Origin of the sequence: Mesorhizobium sp. M0174, from assembly GCF_040322275.1 — a bacterium.
Taxonomy (GTDB): domain Bacteria; phylum Pseudomonadota; class Alphaproteobacteria; order Rhizobiales; family Rhizobiaceae; genus Mesorhizobium.
This window is the reverse complement of the sequence record NZ_JAMYTB010000009.1, coordinates 127,488-146,879: the sequence shown is the minus strand read 5'-3', so window position 1 is coordinate 146,879 and position 19,392 is coordinate 127,488. Positions and strand designations below refer to the sequence as shown.

The window sequence follows — 19,392 nt, the reverse complement described above, 5'->3', positions numbered from 1 at the left end:
GCTGCCATGTCACGATCGGCGGCAGCAAAAGCTCCGACGTTCGGCCAAGGTGATGTCGCAACCGAGCCCGACGGAAATGTCTCGCCTCGCGATCAGGTCGGGGAGCGAAGCGGACGGTGCCCTGAAGGCATGGCGGATAGTGGCCTGCAAATGCGGCTGGAACAAGCCCCGCGTCGAAAACAGGGCCACTTCAGGTTGCGTTTCAAGGCGGCATGCCGCGACCGTCAGTGCTTTTGCCCCGGAGCCGGCGAACCGCCTCCGGGGCTTATGGTCATGTGGCCTAAATAGTCAGGCGGCCTGCAAACCCGGCAGCGACAGGTCGACTTCCTCCGGCAAGTCGCCGGCCATAGCGGCGGCGAACTTCGTCTGGTCGAGTTCTCCTTCCCAGCGTGCCACCACGACCGTCGCTACCGCATTGCCGATGAAGTTGGTCAGCGCCCGGCACTCCGACATGAAGCGGTCTACGCCGAGGATCAGCGCCATGCCGGCGACCGGCACGGTGGGGACGACCGAAAGCGTCGCCGCCAGGGTGATGAAGCCGGCGCCGGTGATGCCGGCGGCACCCTTGGAGCTCAGCATGGCGATCGCAAGCAGCAGGATCTGGTCGCCATAGGTGAGTGGCGTGTCGGTCGCCTGTGCGATGAACAGCGCGGCCAGCGTCATATAGATGTTGGTGCCGTCCAGATTGAAGGAATAGCCGGTCGGGATGACCAGGCCGACCACCGAGCGGTTGCAGCCGGCGCGCTCCATCTTGGCCATGAGGCCCGGCAATGCCGCTTCCGAGGACGAGGTGCCGAGCACCAGCAGCAGTTCTTCCTTGATGTAGCGGATCAGCGCCAGGATCGAGAAGCCGTTGTAGCGGGCAACCGCGCCGAGCACCACCAGCACGAACAGCAACGCAGTCAGGTAGAACGTGCCGATCAGCATGGCCAGATTGGCGATCGAGCCGATGCCGTATTTGCCGATGGTGAAGGCCATGGCGCCAAACGCGCCGATCGGCGCGGCCTTCATCAGGATGGCGACGAGGCGGAAGATCGGCGTGGTCAGCGCCTGCAGGAAATCGACGACCGGACGGCCGCGATCGCCGACCAGCGCCAGGGCGACACCGAACAGCACCGAGAAGAACAGCACCTGCAAAATGTCGCCTTGCGCGAAGGCGCCGGTGATGGTGTCGGGGATGATGTTCATCAGGAAGCCGACGATGGTTGTGTCGTGCGCCTTCTCGGCATAGGCCGTCACCTTGGCGGTATCGAGCGTGGCCGGATTGATGTGCATGCCGGCGCCGGGCTGGACGACATTGGAGACGACCAGGCCGACGACCAGCGCCAGCGTCGAGAACACCAGGAAATAGATCATCGCCTTGCCGGCGACGCGGCCGACCTTCTGCAGGTCGGAAACACCGGCGATACCGGTCGCCACGGTCAGGAAGATCACCGGCGCGATCACCATCTTCACCAGCTTGATGAAGGCGTCGCCGAACGGCTTCATCGCCTCGCCGGTTTCGGGATAGAAATGGCCGAGCAGCACGCCGGCGGCAATCGCCGCCAGCACCTGCACATAAAGATGCCGGTATAAGGGAAGTTTGCCGCGCGGCTCGGCGGCAGCGATTGCTGTCTGCATGACGTCCTCCATGGCGCCCCGATCGAAAGCTCGACTCCCCGGGGCAGTTGTTTTGACCAGCAGCCTCGCGACTGCTGAATTCGTGTTTGCAACAGCCGTGCCAGATACGCAGAAGAATTATTCATCATTGATTTTATTGAGCATTCACAAACGGCCGCACTGCCGGACACATGGTCAAGTGCGACTCTCCGCATAGGTTGAATTGTGTTTTGTGCGAATTCATGCACAAATAGGCGATGCTGCAACGCCCCGCCGGTGCCTTGTCTTCGACGCCCGAGCAACTCGCCAGGCGCGCGCGCCGAGCCTGGCTGCTGTTTGCGGCCGTCGCGCTTTTGATCGTCACGGCAGCGCTCTACGGCGCCGGCCTTTACGGCCGCACCGCCGAGATCGGGGCCTTGGCGGCGCAGGGGCGTACCGATGCCAATCTGAAGGTCGCGCTGCTGCGCGCCGTGCTCGAAAGCCCGCGCGCCCTGCCCCTGCTTTTGTCTGCAGACCAGCAGGTACGTGATGCGCTGTCGCAGAAAAACGCCGCGGCAATCGATGTGCTGAACCGCAAGCTCGAGGGGCTGGTCTCCGGCACCAAGGCGTCGGTGCTCTATGTGATCGGCGCCGACGGACTGGCGATCGCCTCCAGCAACTGGCGCGAGCCGATCAGCTTCGTCGGCAACGACTACCGTTTTCGCGATTATTTCTCCGGCGCGATGCAGGCCGGAACCGCCGAATATTTTGCGCTCGGCAATGTCAGCAAGCGTCCCGGCCTCTACATTTCGCGGCGCGTCGGCGATGCCGCCGCACCGCTCGGCGTCGTCGTCGTCAAGATGGAGTTCGACCAGCTCGAAGCCGACTGGCGCGAGGCCAACCGCCCGGCCTATGTCAGCGACGAGAGTGGTGTCGTGCTGATCACCAGCGTGCCGTCCTGGCGCTTCATGACAACCGCGCCGCTGGCCGCACCCAAGCAAGCCGCAATTCGCGACAGCCAACAGTTCGGCGACGCGCCGCTTGTGCCGTTGCCGATCATGCACGCGCAGGCGCTCAGCCCGGATGTGTCGATCGTCCACGCGGTGACGCCCGGCGGCAGCGACGCGCAGTATCTCAGCCTTTCGACGCCGGTTCCTTCGACCCCCTGGCGGCTCGACTATCTGATCCCGGCTGAAGCGCCGATCGCCGCTGCCGTCCGCGAAATGCGGCTTCTGGCACTGGGTGTCGTCGTGCCGCTGCTCGGCCTGGCCGCGTATCTGTTGTGGCGCCGGCAGTCGGCGCAGATGCGGATTGCCGCCGAACAGGCGGCGCGCACCGAACTCGAACGCCGCGTCGTCGAACGCACCGAGGATCTGAGCCGAGCCCGCGACCGGTTGCAGGCCGAGATCACCGGCCACCGCAACACGGAGGCAAAGCTCCAGGTGGTGCAGCAGGACCTGGTCCAGGCCAACCGCCTCGCCATCCTCGGCCAGGTCGCCGCCGGCGTCGCCCACGAGATCAACCAGCCGGTCGCCACCATCCGTGCCTATGCCGACAACGCCCGCACCTTCCTCGACCGCAAGCAGACCGGGCCGGCCGAGGAAAACCTCGGCGCCATTGCAGCCCTTACCGAACGCATCGGCTCAATCACCGAGGAGTTGAAGGCATTTGCCCGCAAGGGCCGCACCGCCGCCGAGCCTGTCGAATTGCGCGGCGTCATCGAGGGCGCCGTCATGCTGTTGAGAAGCCGCTTTGCCGGCCGGCTCGACGCATTGGTCGTCGACCTGCCGCTGCCGAGCCTCAAGGTCATGGGCAATCGGGTGCGGCTCGAACAGGTGCTGATCAATCTTTTCCAGAACGCGCTGGAGGCGCTCGACGGCCGCGACGACGCTCATGTGCGGGTCTCGGTCGAAGAGACCGCGGATGGCGTGACCATCAGCGTATCCGACAACGGACCCGGCATTCCGCCGGCGATCCTCAAATCGCTGTTCACGCCGTTCAACACCTCCAAGGAAAAAGGCTTGGGCCTCGGCCTCGTCATCTCCAAGGACATCGTCGCCGACTATGGCGGACGCATCGAGGTTTCGAGCGGCGACAGCGGCACCCGCTTCACCATTCATCTCCAGAAAGCAGCGTAAGCCATCATGACGAACGACAATTCCGCACCGGTGGTCCTGATCGATGACGATCGCGATCTCCTCAAGGCCACCGCGCAGACGCTGGAGCTTGCCGGCTTCTCGGTCTCGGCCTTTGCGGTGGCGGCCGAGGCGCTGGCCACGCTCGACGCCGGTTTTGCCGGCGTCGTGGTGTCGGATATCCGCATGCCTCAGATCGACGGCTTGCAGCTTTTCAATCGCATCCTGCGGCTGGATGCCGACATTCCCGTCATCCTCGTCACCGGCCATGGCGACATCGCCATGGCCGTCAAGGCGATCAAGGACGGCGCCTACGACTTCATCACAAAGCCCTTCGCCGCCGACCGGCTGGTGCAGAGCGTGCGCCGCGCAGCGGAAAAGCGCCGCCTGGTAATGGAGAACCGGGCCTTGCGCGAGGCGGCCGGAGAGGCGCAGGACAGCCTGCCGCTGATCGGCCAGACGCCGGCGATGGACAGGCTGCGCCGTACGCTGCGCCAGATCGCCGATACCGACGTCGACGTGCTGGTGACCGGCGAGACCGGCTCCGGCAAGGAGGTGGTGGCAAGTCTTCTGCATCGCTGGAGCCGCCGCGCCAAGGGCAATTTCGTCGCGCTGAATTGCGGCACGCTGCCGGAGACCGTCATCGAGAGCGAGTTGTTCGGCCATGAGGCCGGCGCCTTCACCGGCGCGCAGAAGAAACGGATCGGCCGCATCGAGCACGCCAGCGGCGGTACGCTGTTCCTCGACGAGATCGAAAGCATGCCGGTCTCGACACAGGTGCAGATGCTGCGCGTGCTGGAGATGCGCGAGGTCACGCCGCTCGGCACCAACGAGGTGCGGCCGGTGGATCTGCGCGTCGTCGCCGCCGCCAAGGTCGACCTCGGCGATCCGCGCCAGCGCGGCGCTTTCCGCGAGGATCTCTATTACCGGCTCAACGTGGTAACGATCTCGATCCCGCCGCTGCGCGAGCGCCGCGACGATGTCGCCCTGCTGTTTTTCTATTTCGCCGAGCGCGCCGCCGCCCGCTTCCACCGCCCTGTGCCGGCAGTGCCGGCGACGGTGCATCGCCATCTGAGCGACCATGACTGGCCGGGCAATGTGCGCGAACTGGCGCATTTCGCCGAGCGGTTTGTGCTTGGACTGGAGGAAGGCGCCGAAGCACAACCCCCTGCCCCGACCCAATCGAACGCCGCCATGAAGCTGCCGGAGCGGCTGGAGCGCTACGAGGCCGACATCATTCGCGAGACGCTTGGCCGCAACGACGGCGATGTCAGGCGCACGATCGAAGCGCTGGGGATTCCGCGCAAGACTTTCTACGACAAGCTCCAGCGCCACGGCATCGTGCGCAGCGATTTTTCCCGGTAATCGCCGCCGGCCTCGCGACCGGGCGGCTCGGCTATTTGGCGTCGTGGAAGATGATGCCGACAGTGTGGCGCATGCCGGAGCGTAGTCGGCTTACGCCGTGCCTGAGGTTGACGCGGTAATTGCCCTTGCTGCCCTGGACCGGACGATTGTGGACCGCGAAGGCGACTGCATCGCCCTGGCGCAGCGGCACCACCTCGACGCGGCTTTGCATGCGCGGACGCTGCTCGGTCAGCACGAACTCGCCGCCGGTGAAATCCTTGCCTGGTTCCGACAATAGGATCGCCACCTGCAGCGGGAAGGCAAGATCGCCGTAGAGATCCTGGTGCAGGCAGTTGAAGTCGCCGGGGACGTATTGCAGCAGGAGCGGCGTCGGCCGCGTCTGGCCCTGCTCGTGGCATTGCTCGAGGAACGCGGCGTGTTCGTCGGGATAGCGCTGCGCGATACCCATGCGCGCGTTCCAGTCGTTGGCGACCGCGGCCAGGCGCGGATAGAGCGCTGTGCGCAAGCCGCCGATCAAGTCGGGTAAGGGATAGCGGAAATAGCGGTACTCGCCCTTGCCGAAGCCGTGCCGCGCCATGTGGACATGGCTGCGGAAATGGCTCTCGTCCGGATAGAGGCTGGCTGTCTGTCCGCACTCCTGCGGCGTCAGCAGCTTTTCCATCACCGCGCAGCCATAGCCGCTCAGCTCATCGGCCAGCGTCCGCCAATCATATCCGGCAACGCGCACCTCCGCCGATTTCACCGCCGCTTTCGCGCCTATCGAATGGATGGTCATGGCTTCGCCTCCTGTGGCTTCTCTGTCATTGAGATGGGTGAAACGGCGCGCGCGGACCACCCGTTTCTTGCCGGGTGAGGTTCGCGGGACGGGACGTCATTCAATTTCCGATTTCGTGGTCATGGGCTAAACTTGTTCCACTCAACGGGACCGCCACCTCCATGATCGTCCAGACCTGCATCAATGGCGCGCGCAGCGCTGATTTCCACCCCCGACTGCCGCTTGATCCCGAAGCCATTGCGCGAGACGGCGCGGCCTGCGTGGCCGCAGGTGCGGCCGAGTTGCATGTCCATGCACGCGGGCTCGATGGCCGCGAAAGCCTTGCCCCTGACGCGATGGACCCGACCGTGCTGGCGCTCCGCCGCGCCTGCCCGGGAACGCTGATTGGCGTGTCGACGGGTGCCTGGATCGAGAACGACGACCAGCGGACGCTGGCCGCGATCGCCGGCTGGAGCGAGCTTCCTGACTACGCCTCGGTCAATCTCAGCGAGAACGCAGCGCCCGCCGTCATGGAAAGCCTGCGCCAGCGCGGCATTGGCATCGAGGCCGGGCTCGCCTCCGTTGCCGACGCCGAACGCCTGGTGAGCCTCGACCATGGCAACCGCGTGCTGCGCATCCTGATCGAAATCTCCGAGCAGGAGCCGGATGCTGCGCTTGAGATCAGCGACGATATCGCCGCCGTGCTCGACGGCGCCGGAATCCGCCGGGCGATCCTGCTGCACGGCGCCGACGCCACGGTCTGGCCTTTCGTGCACCGGGCGGCGGAACGCCGTTGGTCGACGCGCGTCGGACTGGAAGACGGCAAGGAGCTTCCTGATGGAACAATAGCACCCGGTAACGCTGCGCTGACAGCGGCAGCCGTCGCTATCCTCGAGACCAGTCGTTAGCACGGGGAAAGCGTCGATGGCCGCCGATCCCCTCTTCACGGGGAGATGCTAGGATTTGACGGAGAGGCAGGCCAAAGTCGGGCGGGTCTAAAGTATGGCCGCGTGCTGATGTCAGTAAAATCTATCTAAAACTTTAGATATTAATTACACGGGCAATTAATCAGCACATCAACGACCCCGTATGTTAAATGCTCTCCTGCACCGGGGACCATTTTTTATGAACATCATTCCACAGAATGATCACGCTTCGCCGCGCCGGATTCAACAGTATACATCGGTACAGATCCTGCGGGGGCTGGCAGCCCTCATGGTTGTCATTTTTCATCTTCCGGCCGCACTGGGCATGCTCGATCTGGATATTCCCGTTCTAAACAGTGGCGTCGACCTGTTTTTCATCATCAGTGGTTTTGTCATGGTTCTCTCGACGGAGAACAGACGCCCGGACCACCGTGCTTTTTTGATGCAGCGGTTCACGCGCGTCGTTCCGTTCTATTGGATTATGACCTTCCTCATGGTCGCTGCACTTTGGTTGATTGCCGGTCGCGCAGTGTCTCTTGAGCAGACCACCAACAGCCTGCTCTTTATACCCTACCTCGATACTGTCACGGGCTATGTCCAACCAGTGCTTGGCGTGGGTTGGACGCTCAATCTGGAAATCCTGTTTTATATTCTGTTCGCGGCGACCATGAGTTTTGGTAAGTGGACGCAAATGGCCGCGGTCGGCGTTGTCTTTGCAATCGCCGTAGCGGTGCGCATCATCTTCAAACCCGCCGCCGACACTGTGCTGTTTTTCTACACCACGCCAATCCTGTTTGAGTTCCTTGCCGGCATGGCTCTCGGCCATCTGGTCGGCAGGCTGACGCGTTTGCCTGCCGTCCTGGGTGCCTCGGCACTCGTGTTCGCTATCATGTCCATGCTGGTGATGGTACTTGGCTTCAACTTGCCGCGAACCCTTGCTCAGGGACTCCCCGCGTTGATCCTTGTCGCGGCTTGCATCAGGCTGGAAAGCTACTTCCGGCTTTTTGCTCCTCGCGTGCTGGCAAGGTTGGGTGATGCTTCCTACTCTCTCTATCTGACGCATCCTATCGTGCTGCTTGCGACCGCTCCTGTCGTTGCAAGCGCCAATGTATCACCATGGCTTGCAGGCATGGTTCTTGTCGCCGCCTGCATTGCCGTCTCCCTGGCCAGCTATAGTTTTATTGAAAAGCCGCTTTTGGCCATTTCGCGGATGAGCCTCTCCGCCTATCAGGTGAAGGCACAATAAGTTGCGGCTGCGCCTCGCAACGATTTTGCGACACGACATGCACAGAACAAAGACTTAAAGGGCATTCAAACGCGACGCGCTCAAAGTGCAAAAAAAGCTGCCCGGTTGGACCCGAAGCAGCTTATTGTTTTATGCACATTCGACAATGTGCCAGTGGCTACTTTGCAATCATGTAGGCATCGTCAGTATAGAGTCTGCCAACTCCACCATAGTGACCCACGCCAAACACGAATGACTGAGGTGTACCTGATCCGTCGGAATCCCGCCCGACCGGCCAGGTTGCGTTCGACGATGACTGCCAAAACACCCCGTCCAGATACCAATCGATGCCTACCCCTTCATAGAGATCCGCACGAAGCTGAAACCAGCGGCCTTTCGGTGCGGCAACATCGTTCTCCGGATTGTACGTTCCGTCCGCCCAATTTTCCACGTGCAGCAACAGCGTGTCATCAGTCAGACTGTCGCGCAGGTTGACCCACCACGTTGGTTCCTGCTTGAAAGGCGATTGCTCGGTCACCTTGAACTGGAGGATATTCGTCCAGTCGTTCTTCGACTCGTAATTGGACGGAATGAAAAACCACGCGACATAGGTTCCATCGATCCCTGACGGCGGCACCACCTGGAGCGGACGTCCGAAAGCGTCGTTCTTGGCTAGGCCGCCTGGAAAGAGCCACTCTTTGTAGACTTTGGAGTGGGGCTTTCCAGCATTGATGGCAGCCAGCGTCGTTTCGAACTTTCCGAAGCTGTTGCCGCCGTGCGAGGATACATTCCCTGCGCTGGTCGAGACAAGGCCGCTGACAATTGCGTTCAGGCTGGGATCGGCTTGCGCGGAATCCTCCGCCTGAACGAAAGACCAGTCGGTGTAGCACGAGACGCCGGTGCAAGGCCCCTCCTCCCAGTCCGCTCGCCAGTAGGGCGCATTCTGGGCATATGCGGCGCCAACTGGCGCCATAGCGGCGGTAATGGTGCAGATTCCCGTGAGCACCAACAGATGAAAAATCTTCTTCATGTCGATTTACCGTTCCTTTCTAAACATGAGATTCCAGGCACCTCTTGCGCCGTTTGCTTTTCCACCCTCGAACACAGCGCGTCCCGAACGGCGCTGTCCCGCCAACCTCAAGCCGGCGGCGCTGAACCTTCAAAGGTATGGGAAAACAAAAAACCCGCCTCGGGGAGGCGGGTCTTTGGAGCCAATTAGCACCATACCCAAATTAGTAGCATAGCTGCCGGCACAAAGCAAGAACAAAATGTGACGTCCTCGACGAAACTGCCGACAGGCATAGGGGACCGCGGACGACGTGGCTCTTGCCATTGTTAAAAATCTCTCATAAGGTATTTTCATATCCGAAAGAAAATCCGACCGTTTATTTCCATTTATGAAAGCCTGAGCGTTTGCGGGAACATCTCGATCAGACCGACCGGCGACTGGTCAAGCTGCTGTCGCAGGACGCGCAGCTTGGCGTCAACCGCCTCGCCGAGAAGATGGCGATCTCGGTGCCGACGGTGCGCATGCGGCTGCGCAACCTGCTCGACCGCAACCTGCTCAAGATCGTCGGCCTGCTCAACCTGACCGAACGCCCCGAGCTGATCTCGGCGATCGTCGGCATCAATGCGCAAGGGCGCGGCCGGGCACGGGAACTGGCGCAACGCATCTCCGAACTGCCTTTCGTGAACTCGGCCGCCGTCGTCACCGGACGCTTCGACATCATCGTCGACGTGACCGTGGCCGGTGATGTCGCCGATCTCTACCGCGTCACCAGCGAGCTGATCCCCGGCGCCGGCGAGCCGGGCGAGGTCGTGCGCAGCGAGACTTTCGTCGTCATGGCGTCCTGCAACAAATGGGTCAGCCTGCCGGAAGGTTGCTGGTCGGACGAGACGCGGAAGGAAATGGCATGAAGATCGCGGTTCTCGGCGGGCTCGGCCTGCAAGGCCGGGCGGCGATCGCCGATCTCGTTGCCAGCGACGGCGTCGAGCAAGTGGTCTGTGTCGACACCGCAACCGACGGCGCTGCGCGGCTTGGCGGCCTGACCGACCTTGCCCGGGTGCGTTTCGTCGTGCCGGAGGGCGCGATCGGTCCAGCATTGGCCGATGTGATGAAGGACGTCGACGCGGTCATCGACCTGTTGCCGCAACCGCTGATGCGCGAGGCGGTGCAGGCGGCGATCGCGACGCGCACGCCGCTGGTCACCACCAATTACGGCAAGGCCATCGCGGATCTAGCGCCCGAGGCCGAAAAGGCCGGCGTCTCGATCGTCACCGAATGCGGGCTCGACCCCGGCATCGACCTTGTGCTCTACGCGCGCGCCGCAAGCCAGTTCGACACCATCACCGCGATCGATTCCTACTGTGGCGGCATTCCCGAGCCGAAAGCGGTGGTCGAGCCGCTGCGCTACAAGGTGAGCTGGAATTTCGACATGGTTCTGGTCAGCCAGAACCGCGACAGTGTGCTGGTCGAGAACGGCGAACAGGTCGATGTGCCGGCCGCCCGCCAGCACGACAATCGTTTCATCCACGAGATCGAGGTGGCGGGGCTGGGCAGGCTGGAAGCCTTCCCCAATGGCGACGCCCCGCATTATGCCGGCATGCTTGCCGCCGCAAAGGGGCTGCAGCGCTCCGGCCGATATTCGCTGCGCTGGCCTGGCTGGTCGGCGTTCTGGGCGCCGCTGAAGCAGCTCGGCTTCCTGTCCGAGGAAAAGGTATCCGGCACCGGTGTCAGCCCACGCGAATTCCTCGGCCGGCTGCTTGGCCCGCAACTGCAATACGGCGCGGACGAAAAGGACCTTTGCGTCATGCGGAACGTGTTTGTCGGCAGCGAAGGCGGCCGCCGCAAGACGGTGACCTCGGAGCTGGTCATCGAACGCGACCTCGCCTCTGGCCTGTTCGGCATGAGCCTTGGCGTCGGCTATCCCGCCAGCATCGTGGCGCAGATGCTGGCACGGCGCGAGATCGCCACGCCCGGCCTGCTCAACCCACTGCTGCATGTGCCCGATGGCCGCTTCCTCGACGAGCTGGCCAGGCGCGGCATCAAGGTCGCCGAAACGGTGAGCTGGGATTGAAGATTTTCGAACGGTGGTTGCCGCCGGCAACGGCGCTGCCGCTCAAAAAGCACCCGATGGGGTGAAACAACAAGTGGAACAACAAGGAGGAATGCCCAAATGAAGATTGCCAAGCTTTTCATCGCCGGACTTGCGCTCGCCGGCCTCACCGCTGCCGCCAGTGCCGGAACCCTCGACGAGATTACCAAGCGCGGTGAGTTGCGCGTTGCGGTGCAGACGCAAGGCCCGCCCTTTTCGCTGGTGGGTGCCGCCGGCGAACGCACCGGCAGTTCGGTCGAACTCGCCGAATTGATGGCCAAGGAAATGGGCGTCAAGATCACCTTCCTCGACTTCGACTGGGACGGCCTGATCCCGGCGCTGCTGTCGGGCAAGGCCGATCTTCTGGTCGCCGACATGACGCCGACGCTGGCGCGCGGCATGAAGGTCGCCTTTACCAAGCCCTACATGTACACGGGCAGCACCGTCTTCACCAAGGCTGGGACCGCCTTCAAATCCACCGAGGACTGCAAGGCCAAAGGCACCAAGATCGCGGTGCTGCTCGGCGCCACCGGCGAGAAGGAAGCCAAGGCCGCCTTCCCCGATGCCGACATCAAGAGCTACAAGGGCGGCGGCCCGCTGCTGCTCGACGCCGTCAACAACGGCCAGGCCGATTGCGGCGTCAACGACGTCTCGGCGGTCAAGGGCCAGTCGACCGCGTACCCAGCCGGCAGCTTCAACATCATGCCGGATATGCTGTCGAAGGAGCCGCTGGCCTTCGCCACGCGCTATGACGAGCAGGACCTGCTGGTCTGGATGAACCTGTTCCTCGACCAGGTCAGCCTCGACGGCCGCCTGCAAAAGAACCTCGATTACTGGGTGAATTCCGACGCCTGGAAGAAAGACCACTAACGGATAGGGAGTAGGGAGTAGGAAGTAGAAATAGGGAGCATGGAGTGGCTGATGGCCATTCCGGACACCTTCACTACTCACTACTGCCTACTCACTACTGCCCACTCACCATGCTCGAAAACTTCAGCTTCCGCACCATCGTCGAATATCTGCCCCTGTTCGGGCAGGGCCTCGTCACGACCGTGTGGCTGTCTGCGCTCTCCTTTGCCGGCGCGCTCGCCGTCGGCATCGTGCTCGCCGCGATGAATTTGCAGCGCGGCCGGCTGTTCCGCGTCCCGGCCAAGGCCTATATCGACGCGGTGCGCGCCACGCCCTTACTGGCGCAGCTCTATTTCCTCTATTTCGGCCTGCCGCGGCTCGGCTTTATCCTGCCCGAGTTCGTCGTCGGCATCCTCGCTTTATCGCTGAACAGCGGCGCCTATGTCGCCGAGATCATCCGTGCCGGCATCCTGTCGATCCCGCGCGGCCAGGTCGAGGCCGGCGTCGCTTCGGGCATGACCTATGTCCAGCGCATACGTCTCGTCATCCTGCCGCAGGCGTTCAAGGTGACGATCCCGCCGCTGCTCGGCCAGGCGATCGTGCTGGTCAAGGATTCCGCCCTGTTGTCGCTGATCTCGGTTGCCGAGCTGACGCGCGCCGGACAATTGCTCGCCTCCGACCGCTTCATGCCGGCCGAAGGTTTCATCACCATCGCCGCCTTCTACCTCCTGCTCTATTACGGGCTGAAGGGGCTGGCGGCGCTCTCCGGGCGCTGGCTCGGCCTCGCGGGGGCACGGACATGATCTGGCAGCAGCTGCAAAGCATCGCCGGCAGCTATCCCCTCGCCTTGCGCGGCCTCGGCATGACCGTGGTGCTGTCGCTGATCAGCCTGGTGCTGGGCACGCTGCTCGGCTTCGGCCTCGGCATCCTGCGCACCGGCGGCAACCGGCTGATCAGCGGCGCGATCGGCGCCTGGGTCGACCTGATCCGCGGCACACCGTTCCTGGTGCAGATCTTCCTGATCTTCTTCATCCTGCCGGAACTCGGCATCGAGCTCGACGCCTTCACCGCCGGCATCATCGCGCTGACCAATCTGGCCGCCTGCTTCATCTGCGAGATCGTCGTCGCCGGCATCCGCTCGGTGCCGACCGGCCAGGTCGAGGCGGCGCTGGCATCCGGCCTGTCGCGCTGGCAGCGCATGCGCCAGGTGGTGCTGCCGCAGGCGATGCGCATCGTGCTGCCGCCGCTGGTCGGGCAATATGTGCTGCTGATCAAGGATTCCTCGGTTGTCTCGGCCATCGGCCTGACCGACCTCACCCGCGTCGGCTGGCTGGTGGTGCAGCGTGTGCCGAACGGCCTGCTCGTCTTCTTCCTCGTCGGGCTCGGTTACTTCATCGTCTGCTACCCCCTGATCATGCTGGCCCGCCGGCTGGAGCAACGCATGGGCGCGGCGCATGGCGAGGTGCAGTTGTGATGTCGAACCTTAGCAAAAATGGCACTGGCATGATCGAATTTCGCGGCGTCAACAAATGGTTCGGCCAGCTCAACGTGCTCAGGGATATCACGCTGAGCGTCGAGCCGCGCGAAGTGGTCGTCGTCTGCGGCCCTAGCGGCTCGGGCAAGAGCACCCTGATCCGTTGCATCAACGGGCTGGAGACGATCCGCGACGGCGACCTGACGGTCGACGGCCAGCGCCTCGGCGACGCCGCCACCAACATGACGCGGCTGCGCACCGAGATCGGCTTCGTCTTCCAGTCGTTCAATCTCTACCCGCACAAGACCGCGCTCGAAAACGTGACGCTGGCGCCGATCCATGTCCGCAAGATCCCGCGCGCCGAAGCCGAAAAGGCCGGACGCGAGCTGCTCGCCAAGGTCGGCCTTGCCGACAAGGTGAATGCCTATCCGGCGCAACTCTCAGGCGGCCAGCAGCAGCGCGTGGCGATCGCGCGCTGCCTCGGCATGCGCCCCAAGATCATGCTGTTCGACGAGCCGACCTCGGCCCTCGATCCCGAGATGATCTCGGAAGTGCTCGACGTCATGGTCGCGGTGGCCGAGGAAGGCATGACCATGATGGTGGTGACGCACGAGATGGGCTTTGCCCGCAAGGTCGCGCAGCGGGTGGTGTTCATGGACGCCGGCGCCATCGTCGAGAGCGGCACGCCGGACGAGTTCTTCTCGCATCCGAAGACCGACCGCAGCCGCGCTTTTCTGAGCAAGATCCTGCGGCATTAGGGGGGCATCAGGAGAAAGCGGACCTCAGACGATGCCGTGCTTTCTCAACAGCGCCTGCTCGTCGTCCGATATCCAGCCGAAAACCTTCGGCTCGCCGTCCAACTTCTGCACGAGGTAGTGGACGTCAAAATCTATCGCCACCTTCGATTGATCCTTGCGGGCATAGGTTGCTGTCCAGGCGACATGAGCCACGCAATGATGTTCGTCTATCGGCGAGAGCCGGACATTGCGTATCCGCATTTCCTTCGTCCCTATCGCGCGATAGTGCGCATGGCCTTGCGCCATGACCTGCTTGATTGCTTATCGTTCTTTCCAGTCATGACCCCGGCGGGCGAAGCCGCTATGAAGTCCGAAGCATACAGCGATGCGACCTCATCCATGTCCATGTCGCCGCCGAGGGACTGGTTGAAAAAGCGCTCATATCGCTCGAATAGCTTCCTTACGCTGGTCTCCATAGTTTCATCTCCCAGGTGCGGCTATGTTGGGTGGGACCAGGAAACGCTCCGCCGATCTCCGACATCCGCGATTGCCCCTCAGCCAATCATGACTTCGTCCCAGGGCGGAGCAAGATCCTGCGGCATTGAGGCTTAGATTCAGTCAGTTGGTTGCCACCGATGGCCCAGATGGGTGGTTGGACTTATCCGGAGGTGCGGATCTATCGGCAAAGATTTGACGTCCTATTGGAGAGACCGATCGTGCGCTCAATTGCCTTTATCTGACTCAACACTGCGGTTGGCCGACGCGAGGAAGCGTGCAGATAAAAAGTGAATGGATCTCGTCGCAATAGACCATGTTGTAATAAGAAAAAATAGCGTTGCGACAAAGGCAACTAGGGAAAGGCTGACGACGCCAAGAACAGCAAATGGGTCACTTTCCACGGTCGCGATGAAATTGTCAGACGGCCGAAAAGCCCCGGCAATGGCTGATCGGAGCTCAGGATTGTAATGGAAGAAGGCGAGAATCGCAGCGAAGAGACATAAAACTAGAATAGCCGCTAAAACCGATTCTGCGCTTTCAAAGGACGTGCGTTCTTTAAATTTATGGGAAGATTGGATCATCTAAATACCTATGCAAAGAAGAATTTAGCGATCTGGTTTGCTCATTTATCCATCGGTTTTCTAGCGATTCGATAGAGTCGCGATGCCTTGTCCGCACATTATGAGCAGCGTCGAGGCATATGCAAGCGATGCAGCCAGATGCTTCCGCTGCTTGTGCCGTTGAACAGCATCGGTCGACCGCCCCGCCCTACGGCGAGGAACCCAAGCCTATTGCGCGTCCGCGTGAGTGCTCAATTCGGCCCGCTTCTCATCCGACACGACTGCGAGGTCGAGCACCTTCTGCAATTCGGCCGCATGGCGAAATGACGGTTCGGGCTGGACACCGCTGCGCACCGCATCGACGAAGCGCTGGTAGTTGGTCGCCACCGTTCCGGCGTCCAGAACTTGCCATTTGGCGTTCTCGACATCCTCGCCGATGCAGGCTTTCAGCTCCGAGCCGGTCAGATTGTGCACGACTTCGATGCCGCCCTTGTCGCCGTAGATGCGCAGGCGGAGTTCGTTGAGATGGCCGGTTGCCCAGCGGCTGGCATGGACGACGCCGAAGGCGCCATTGCGGAAATCAAGCGCCATGGTGAAACTGTCATTGGCGTCGAGCTCGTATTCGCCGATGCGGTTTTCGGGCGCCTTGTCGAAGGATCTCAGGCGGCAGAACACATGGTCGATGTCGAGCGCCGCGCCATAGCTGGCGAAATCGAGGATGTGGATACCGACGTCGCCCAGCACGCCGTTGGAGCCATGGCCGCGCGACAGCCGCCACAGCCATTTCGAATCGGTGCGCCAGTCGCCCCAGAATTTGGACACCAGCCAGCTCTGCAGATAGGACGCCTCGACATGCCTGACCGTGCCGATGTCGCCGGCCAGCACCATGGCGCGCGCTCTCTGCAGCGGCGCGACATTGCGATAGGTCAGGTTGACCATGTTGATGATGCCGGCCCGCTCGGCGGCAGCGGCCATCTCACTGGCTTTCTCGAAGTTTTCGGCCAGCGGTTTCTCGCACAGCACCGGCTTGCCCGCCGCGATCAGCATCATGGTGGTCGGATGGTGGATGCGATCAGGCGTCACGTTCGCCACCGCATCGAACTTGCCCCATGCCAGCGCCTCGTCCAGCGACGCGAACCGGTTGGGGATACCGTAGATGTCCGAAAACTTGTCGACGCGCGTGCGGTCGAGATCGACGGCGCCGATCAGTTCGACGCCCTCGATCTTGCCGAACTGCCTGGCGTGCTCCTCCGCCATCCAACCGGTGCCGAGTATCAAGAGGCGCATGATTCTTATCCTTAGGACAGGGCTTTATCTTCTTGTTCGATCATGGATTTGGTCTAGCGAAAGCCGGCTTCGCCCGCGGAATGAAGTTTTCCGCCGCGCTCGACGATCGGCTCGAGCGCCTTTTCCACCGGCACGTTCGGCGCATCGAGGATGGCCGGATTGGAGCCTTGGGGGTTGTGCGCCCATCTCACCGCATTGCGCAGCACCTTGTGGACGTTGGCGTCGTGATAGGTCGGATACGTCTCGTGGCCGGGCCTGAAATAGAAGATGTTGCCGGCGCCGCGGCGATAGGTCAGCCCCGACCGGAACACTTCGCCGCCCTGGAACCAGGAGATGAACACGGTCTCGAGCGGCTCCGGCACGGCGAACTGCTCGCCATACATCTCCTCGTTCTCGAGCTCGAAATACTCGCCGATCCCGGCAGCGATCGGGTGGCTTGCGCTGGTCACCCAGAGCCGTTCGCGCTCGCCCGCCTCGCGCCATTTCAGCGTGCACGGCGTGCCCATCAGCTTCTTGAATATCTTCGAGAAATGGCCGGAATGGAGAACGATCAGCCCCATGCCTTCCCAGACGCGGCGCGCCACGCGCTCGACCACTTCGTCGGCGACGGCGCCATGGTCCTTGTGTCCCCACCACAGCAAGACGTCGGTCTCGGCCAGACGGTCGGCCGGCAGCCCATGCTCCTTCTGCTCCAGCGTCGCCCACGATACCGAAATCTCCGGGTCGAGCTTCAGCGCATTGGCGATCCTCGCATGCATGCCCTCGGGATAGATGCCGGCGACCACCTCGTTGGTCCGCTCATGAATATTCTCGCCCCAGACGACAGCGCGTATTGTCATGATGTCCTCGTGATTGTTTGAAACTCGAGCCGCCCCGGCCGGTCAGTCATAATATCCTCGGCCGGGAATGAAAACCTCGAGATTGGCCCAAACGTCCCCAGCGTCGTCATCCCAGGGCGAAGCAGGAGCGAAGCGACGTCGCGAAGACCCTGGGATCCATGCCGTGACTTCTATGCGCTGCGACGGTGCAGAACCTTGATGCAAGAGGGATAAGAGGTGAAAGGGATTGCGACAGAACGGCGTCAAATCTGCATCGTTGCTTTCTTCGGCTGATGCAACGGCATGGATCCCAGGGTCTGCGCTTCCGCTTCGCGTCCGCTCCGCCCTGGGATAACGAAGCCGTAAAGGACCGCCGCGAACCTAAGCGCCGCGGCCTTCTTGGGCGACGCGTGTCAGCGGCTTCGACAGCCGCGGCACCACGACGAGCCGCTTGATCTTGCCCTTCTTGTAGGCGGCGAGAAAGCGGGCATAGTCCTTGAAGACGACACAGCCATTGGATTCGGCGCGGCCGCCGCGCAGCATGTAGGTGTGGGCGAGCAAGCCGTCGCGGCCATATTTGTTGCTGCCGCTGGCAGGGGTGAGACGCAGGGCCTCGACGCCATGGAAGCGCGATTCCCGCAGCGTCAGATTGTAGGTGTCGGGCGGCGTCGGACCGACATTCTTCTTGTGAACGTAGCGCGGCTGGTCGACCATCGCGCCCAGTCCCGAATGTGCCTCCAGCCGCGAGCCGTCGGGCATATAGACGGTCTTGGCCGAGATGTCGTAGACGGCGACGCCGCTGCCCATGTTGGGCGTGGTGAACAGGTTCCTGAAGGCTCCGCCGAGACCGCCGGAAGGCATGTCGGGCTTGGCATAGGCCAGCATGTCGCCGCCCTGCGTCTTCGACCGTTTGCCCGGCTTGCCCGACACGGCCGGCACTGCCGCTTGTGACGAATTGCGAGGCGACAGACTGCCGGGTAGCGTCTCGACCGGCGGAGCGTCGGCCGTCTGGACCTTGCTCGCCCTGGATGCCTGGGCCCTGGATTTCTGGGGCGGCTCCGTTTTTACTGCCTGGGCCTTTGATGCCTGATCCTTTGGCGCCCGGTCTTTCGAGGCTTGAGCCTGGGGCGCCGGCTCATCGATGTCCGCCTGCGGACGCAGGGTCGGCAGCGGAACGCTGTCGGGCATGTCGTCCTGCGGCGGCAGCGAGGCCAGTTGGACCTCTGGCTCTTGCGGCTCTTGCGAAGCTGCCGGCTCGCTTGCCACGACGGCTGCCGGGAGCACGTCGATCATCTGCTCCGGCAATGTATTCGCCAGCGCCAGAGCCAGGCGCGACGAGCGTTCGATCTCCGCCACCGCCGGCCCGAAGCGCACCGATGCCGGGCCGTTCGGGTCGGGAATGCGTACCGGCTCGGCGAACCGGGCGGCGGCCGGCAGGCTTGCGAGCATGACGGGTGAGCCGGCACGGGCAAAGGCGGCGGCAAGCTTTTGCGGCGACAACCCTGCTTTGGCCACCACGTCGTCGAAGCTCGATTGCCGCGATGCATCGGCGACGAGCGGCACCGTATTGCGCTTGAGACGCGCCGATTTTCCCTGGTGAACGAAATTCGACGCCGACCGCAGGCAGTTGGCATCGCACCCGTGCTGCAGCAGCTTGGCCGACAGCGCTGCGTTTGTCGCGGCCCATGTCGGGGCCTGCGCCTTTGCAAGGCTGCGGCGAGGATCGGCGAGCGCGATGGTGCGCGGCGCGAGCAGGCTTTGCGGGAGACCGTTGGAAGCGGCGGTGAGCGAGGTTCCCATCGAATAAAGGCCGGCCAAGGTCGCCACCGACCATAAAGCAATGGCTGCGCCGACGGCAGGAACCGCGACCCAGCGCAGGCCGGGCCTCATCGAAGTCAATCCAGTTGCAGGACTGTCACCCCGGGTTTTCGCACTTACAAACGCCATTCAACCACTCTCAATCGGCCGATGCCGGCTAGCGGATTTCGCAGCCGTGACATTCACAGCTCGCCTGGTGCCCCCAGCACGCTTCGCGTCTGTTGCCGATTGATTCAAAAGATGGACAAAGTTGGTTAACCAATCCCTCTACCG

17 protein-coding genes and 1 pseudogene are annotated in these 19,392 nt (G+C 62.6%); 10 read left to right on the top strand and 8 right to left on the bottom strand.

The window, feature by feature from the left end; genetic code table 11:
* Positions 1 to 288: 288 nt before the first annotated feature.
* On the bottom strand, positions 289 to 1,620 hold the full coding sequence (locus tag NKJ13_RS19965) for a dicarboxylate/amino acid:cation symporter (protein WP_352737372.1): 1,332 nt from the start codon (positions 1,618 to 1,620) through the stop codon (positions 289 to 291).
* Positions 1,621 to 1,856: 236 nt separating this feature from the next.
* On the opposite strand from NKJ13_RS19965, the gene NKJ13_RS19960 reads away from it, so the two are divergent.
* On the top strand, positions 1,857 to 3,716 hold the full coding sequence (locus NKJ13_RS19960; protein WP_352737371.1) for a sensor histidine kinase: 1,860 nt from the start codon (positions 1,857 to 1,859) through the stop codon (positions 3,714 to 3,716).
* Between the two features lie 6 nt (positions 3,717 to 3,722).
* Positions 3,723 to 5,078 carry a sigma-54-dependent transcriptional regulator gene (locus NKJ13_RS19955; protein ID WP_352737370.1) on the top strand — a complete coding sequence of 452 codons (1,356 nt, stop codon included), beginning with the start codon at positions 3,723 to 3,725 and terminating at the stop codon, positions 5,076 to 5,078.
* A 31-nt stretch (positions 5,079 to 5,109) separates the two neighbouring features.
* Here the strand turns inward: NKJ13_RS19955 and NKJ13_RS19950 are convergent, their stop codons facing one another.
* The gene (locus NKJ13_RS19950) at positions 5,110 to 5,853 is read right to left on the bottom strand and encodes a 2OG-Fe(II) oxygenase (RefSeq protein WP_352737369.1); all 744 of its coding nucleotides are present in this window, start codon (positions 5,851 to 5,853) and stop codon (positions 5,110 to 5,112) included.
* Between the two features lie 161 nt (positions 5,854 to 6,014).
* Here NKJ13_RS19950 and NKJ13_RS19945 point away from each other — a divergent pair, with 161 nt between their 5' ends.
* Together NKJ13_RS19945 and NKJ13_RS19940 are read left to right on the top strand one after the other, a co-directional pair.
* Positions 6,015 to 6,740 (top strand): 3-keto-5-aminohexanoate cleavage protein, encoded by a 726-nt coding sequence (locus NKJ13_RS19945; RefSeq protein WP_352737368.1) that lies wholly within the window; start codon positions 6,015 to 6,017, stop codon positions 6,738 to 6,740.
* 217 nt (positions 6,741 to 6,957) lie between these two features.
* The gene (locus NKJ13_RS19940; RefSeq protein WP_352737367.1) at positions 6,958 to 8,004 is read left to right on the top strand and encodes an acyltransferase family protein; all 1,047 of its coding nucleotides are present in this window, start codon (positions 6,958 to 6,960) and stop codon (positions 8,002 to 8,004) included.
* Positions 8,005 to 8,161: 157 nt separating this feature from the next.
* Here NKJ13_RS19940 and NKJ13_RS19935 read toward each other — a convergent pair whose 3' ends face one another.
* Positions 8,162 to 9,013, bottom strand: a complete 852-nt coding sequence (locus NKJ13_RS19935) for a hypothetical protein (protein WP_352778038.1) — start codon at positions 9,011 to 9,013, stop codon at positions 8,162 to 8,164.
* 383 nt (positions 9,014 to 9,396) lie between these two features.
* Here NKJ13_RS19935 and NKJ13_RS19930 point away from each other — a divergent pair, with 383 nt between their 5' ends.
* The 6 genes from NKJ13_RS19930 (at position 9,397) to NKJ13_RS19905 (ending at position 14,159) form a co-directional block, all read left to right on the top strand.
* On the top strand, positions 9,397 to 9,900 hold the full coding sequence (locus NKJ13_RS19930) for an Lrp/AsnC family transcriptional regulator (RefSeq protein ID WP_023677254.1): 504 nt from the start codon (positions 9,397 to 9,399) through the stop codon (positions 9,898 to 9,900).
* Positions 9,897 to 11,060: a saccharopine dehydrogenase family protein gene (locus tag NKJ13_RS19925; protein ID WP_352737365.1), complete on the top strand. Its 1,164-nt coding sequence runs from the start codon at positions 9,897 to 9,899 to the stop codon at positions 11,058 to 11,060. The genes NKJ13_RS19930 and NKJ13_RS19925 overlap by 4 nt, the downstream gene beginning before the upstream one ends.
* 99 nt (positions 11,061 to 11,159) lie before the next feature.
* Positions 11,160 to 11,948, top strand: coding sequence for an ABC transporter substrate-binding protein (locus NKJ13_RS19920; RefSeq protein WP_254819451.1), 789 nt, complete (start codon positions 11,160 to 11,162; stop codon positions 11,946 to 11,948).
* Positions 11,949 to 12,058: 110 nt separating this feature from the next.
* A complete protein-coding gene (locus NKJ13_RS19915) occupies positions 12,059 to 12,730 on the top strand; it encodes an amino acid ABC transporter permease (RefSeq protein WP_352737394.1) in 672 nt (223 codons plus the stop codon).
* A complete protein-coding gene (locus NKJ13_RS19910) occupies positions 12,727 to 13,401 on the top strand; it encodes an amino acid ABC transporter permease (RefSeq protein WP_023677250.1) in 675 nt (224 codons plus the stop codon). The genes NKJ13_RS19915 and NKJ13_RS19910 overlap by 4 nt, the downstream gene beginning before the upstream one ends.
* 29 nt (positions 13,402 to 13,430) lie before the next feature.
* Positions 13,431 to 14,159, top strand: a complete 729-nt coding sequence (locus NKJ13_RS19905; RefSeq protein ID WP_352737364.1) for an amino acid ABC transporter ATP-binding protein — start codon at positions 13,431 to 13,433, stop codon at positions 14,157 to 14,159.
* A gap of 24 nt (positions 14,160 to 14,183) precedes the next feature.
* On the opposite strand, the pseudogene NKJ13_RS19900 reads toward NKJ13_RS19905, so the two are convergent.
* The 5 genes and pseudogenes from NKJ13_RS19900 to NKJ13_RS19880 form a co-directional block, all read right to left on the bottom strand.
* A pseudogene (locus NKJ13_RS19900) lies at positions 14,184 to 14,614 on the bottom strand (DUF6841 family protein).
* Positions 14,615 to 14,860: 246 nt separating this feature from the next.
* A complete protein-coding gene (locus NKJ13_RS19895; protein ID WP_352737363.1) occupies positions 14,861 to 15,217 on the bottom strand; it encodes a hypothetical protein in 357 nt (118 codons plus the stop codon).
* A gap of 207 nt (positions 15,218 to 15,424) precedes the next feature.
* On the bottom strand, positions 15,425 to 16,483 hold the full coding sequence (locus NKJ13_RS19890; RefSeq protein ID WP_352737362.1) for a Gfo/Idh/MocA family protein: 1,059 nt from the start codon (positions 16,481 to 16,483) through the stop codon (positions 15,425 to 15,427).
* A gap of 53 nt (positions 16,484 to 16,536) precedes the next feature.
* Positions 16,537 to 17,322: a ThuA domain-containing protein gene (locus tag NKJ13_RS19885; protein ID WP_352737361.1), complete on the bottom strand. Its 786-nt coding sequence runs from the start codon at positions 17,320 to 17,322 to the stop codon at positions 16,537 to 16,539.
* Between the two features lie 360 nt (positions 17,323 to 17,682).
* Entirely contained in the window at positions 17,683 to 19,191 is a 1,509-nt protein-coding gene (locus NKJ13_RS19880; protein WP_352737360.1) for a tlde1 domain-containing protein, read from the bottom strand.
* Positions 19,192 to 19,392 lie beyond the last annotated feature (201 nt).

What these genes read in the sequence shown, in the direction of transcription:
- NKJ13_RS19965 (WP_352737372.1), bottom strand. Translation starts at nt 1,620, where the DNA reads ATGCAGACAGCAATCGCTGCCGCCGAGCCGCGCGGCAAACTTCCCTTA.
- NKJ13_RS19960 (WP_352737371.1), top strand. Translation starts at nt 1,857, where the DNA reads ATGCTGCAACGCCCCGCCGGTGCCTTGTCTTCGACGCCCGAGCAACTC.
- NKJ13_RS19955 (WP_352737370.1), top strand. Translation starts at nt 3,723, where the DNA reads ATGACGAACGACAATTCCGCACCGGTGGTCCTGATCGATGACGATCGC.
- NKJ13_RS19950 (WP_352737369.1), bottom strand. Translation starts at nt 5,853, where the DNA reads ATGACCATCCATTCGATAGGCGCGAAAGCGGCGGTGAAATCGGCGGAG.
- NKJ13_RS19945 (WP_352737368.1), top strand. Translation starts at nt 6,015, where the DNA reads ATGATCGTCCAGACCTGCATCAATGGCGCGCGCAGCGCTGATTTCCAC.
- NKJ13_RS19940 (WP_352737367.1), top strand. Translation starts at nt 6,958, where the DNA reads ATGAACATCATTCCACAGAATGATCACGCTTCGCCGCGCCGGATTCAA.
- NKJ13_RS19935 (WP_352778038.1), bottom strand. Translation starts at nt 9,013, where the DNA reads ATGAAGAAGATTTTTCATCTGTTGGTGCTCACGGGAATCTGCACCATT.
- NKJ13_RS19925 (WP_352737365.1), top strand. Translation starts at nt 9,897, where the DNA reads ATGAAGATCGCGGTTCTCGGCGGGCTCGGCCTGCAAGGCCGGGCGGCG.
- NKJ13_RS19920 (WP_254819451.1), top strand. Translation starts at nt 11,160, where the DNA reads ATGAAGATTGCCAAGCTTTTCATCGCCGGACTTGCGCTCGCCGGCCTC.
- NKJ13_RS19915 (WP_352737394.1), top strand. Translation starts at nt 12,059, where the DNA reads ATGCTCGAAAACTTCAGCTTCCGCACCATCGTCGAATATCTGCCCCTG.
- NKJ13_RS19910 (WP_023677250.1), top strand. Translation starts at nt 12,727, where the DNA reads ATGATCTGGCAGCAGCTGCAAAGCATCGCCGGCAGCTATCCCCTCGCC.
- NKJ13_RS19905 (WP_352737364.1), top strand. Translation starts at nt 13,431, where the DNA reads ATGATCGAATTTCGCGGCGTCAACAAATGGTTCGGCCAGCTCAACGTG.
- NKJ13_RS19895 (WP_352737363.1), bottom strand. Translation starts at nt 15,217, where the DNA reads ATGATCCAATCTTCCCATAAATTTAAAGAACGCACGTCCTTTGAAAGC.
- NKJ13_RS19890 (WP_352737362.1), bottom strand. Translation starts at nt 16,483, where the DNA reads ATGCGCCTCTTGATACTCGGCACCGGTTGGATGGCGGAGGAGCACGCC.
- NKJ13_RS19885 (WP_352737361.1), bottom strand. Translation starts at nt 17,322, where the DNA reads ATGACAATACGCGCTGTCGTCTGGGGCGAGAATATTCATGAGCGGACC.
- NKJ13_RS19880 (WP_352737360.1), bottom strand. Translation starts at nt 19,191, where the DNA reads ATGAGGCCCGGCCTGCGCTGGGTCGCGGTTCCTGCCGTCGGCGCAGCC.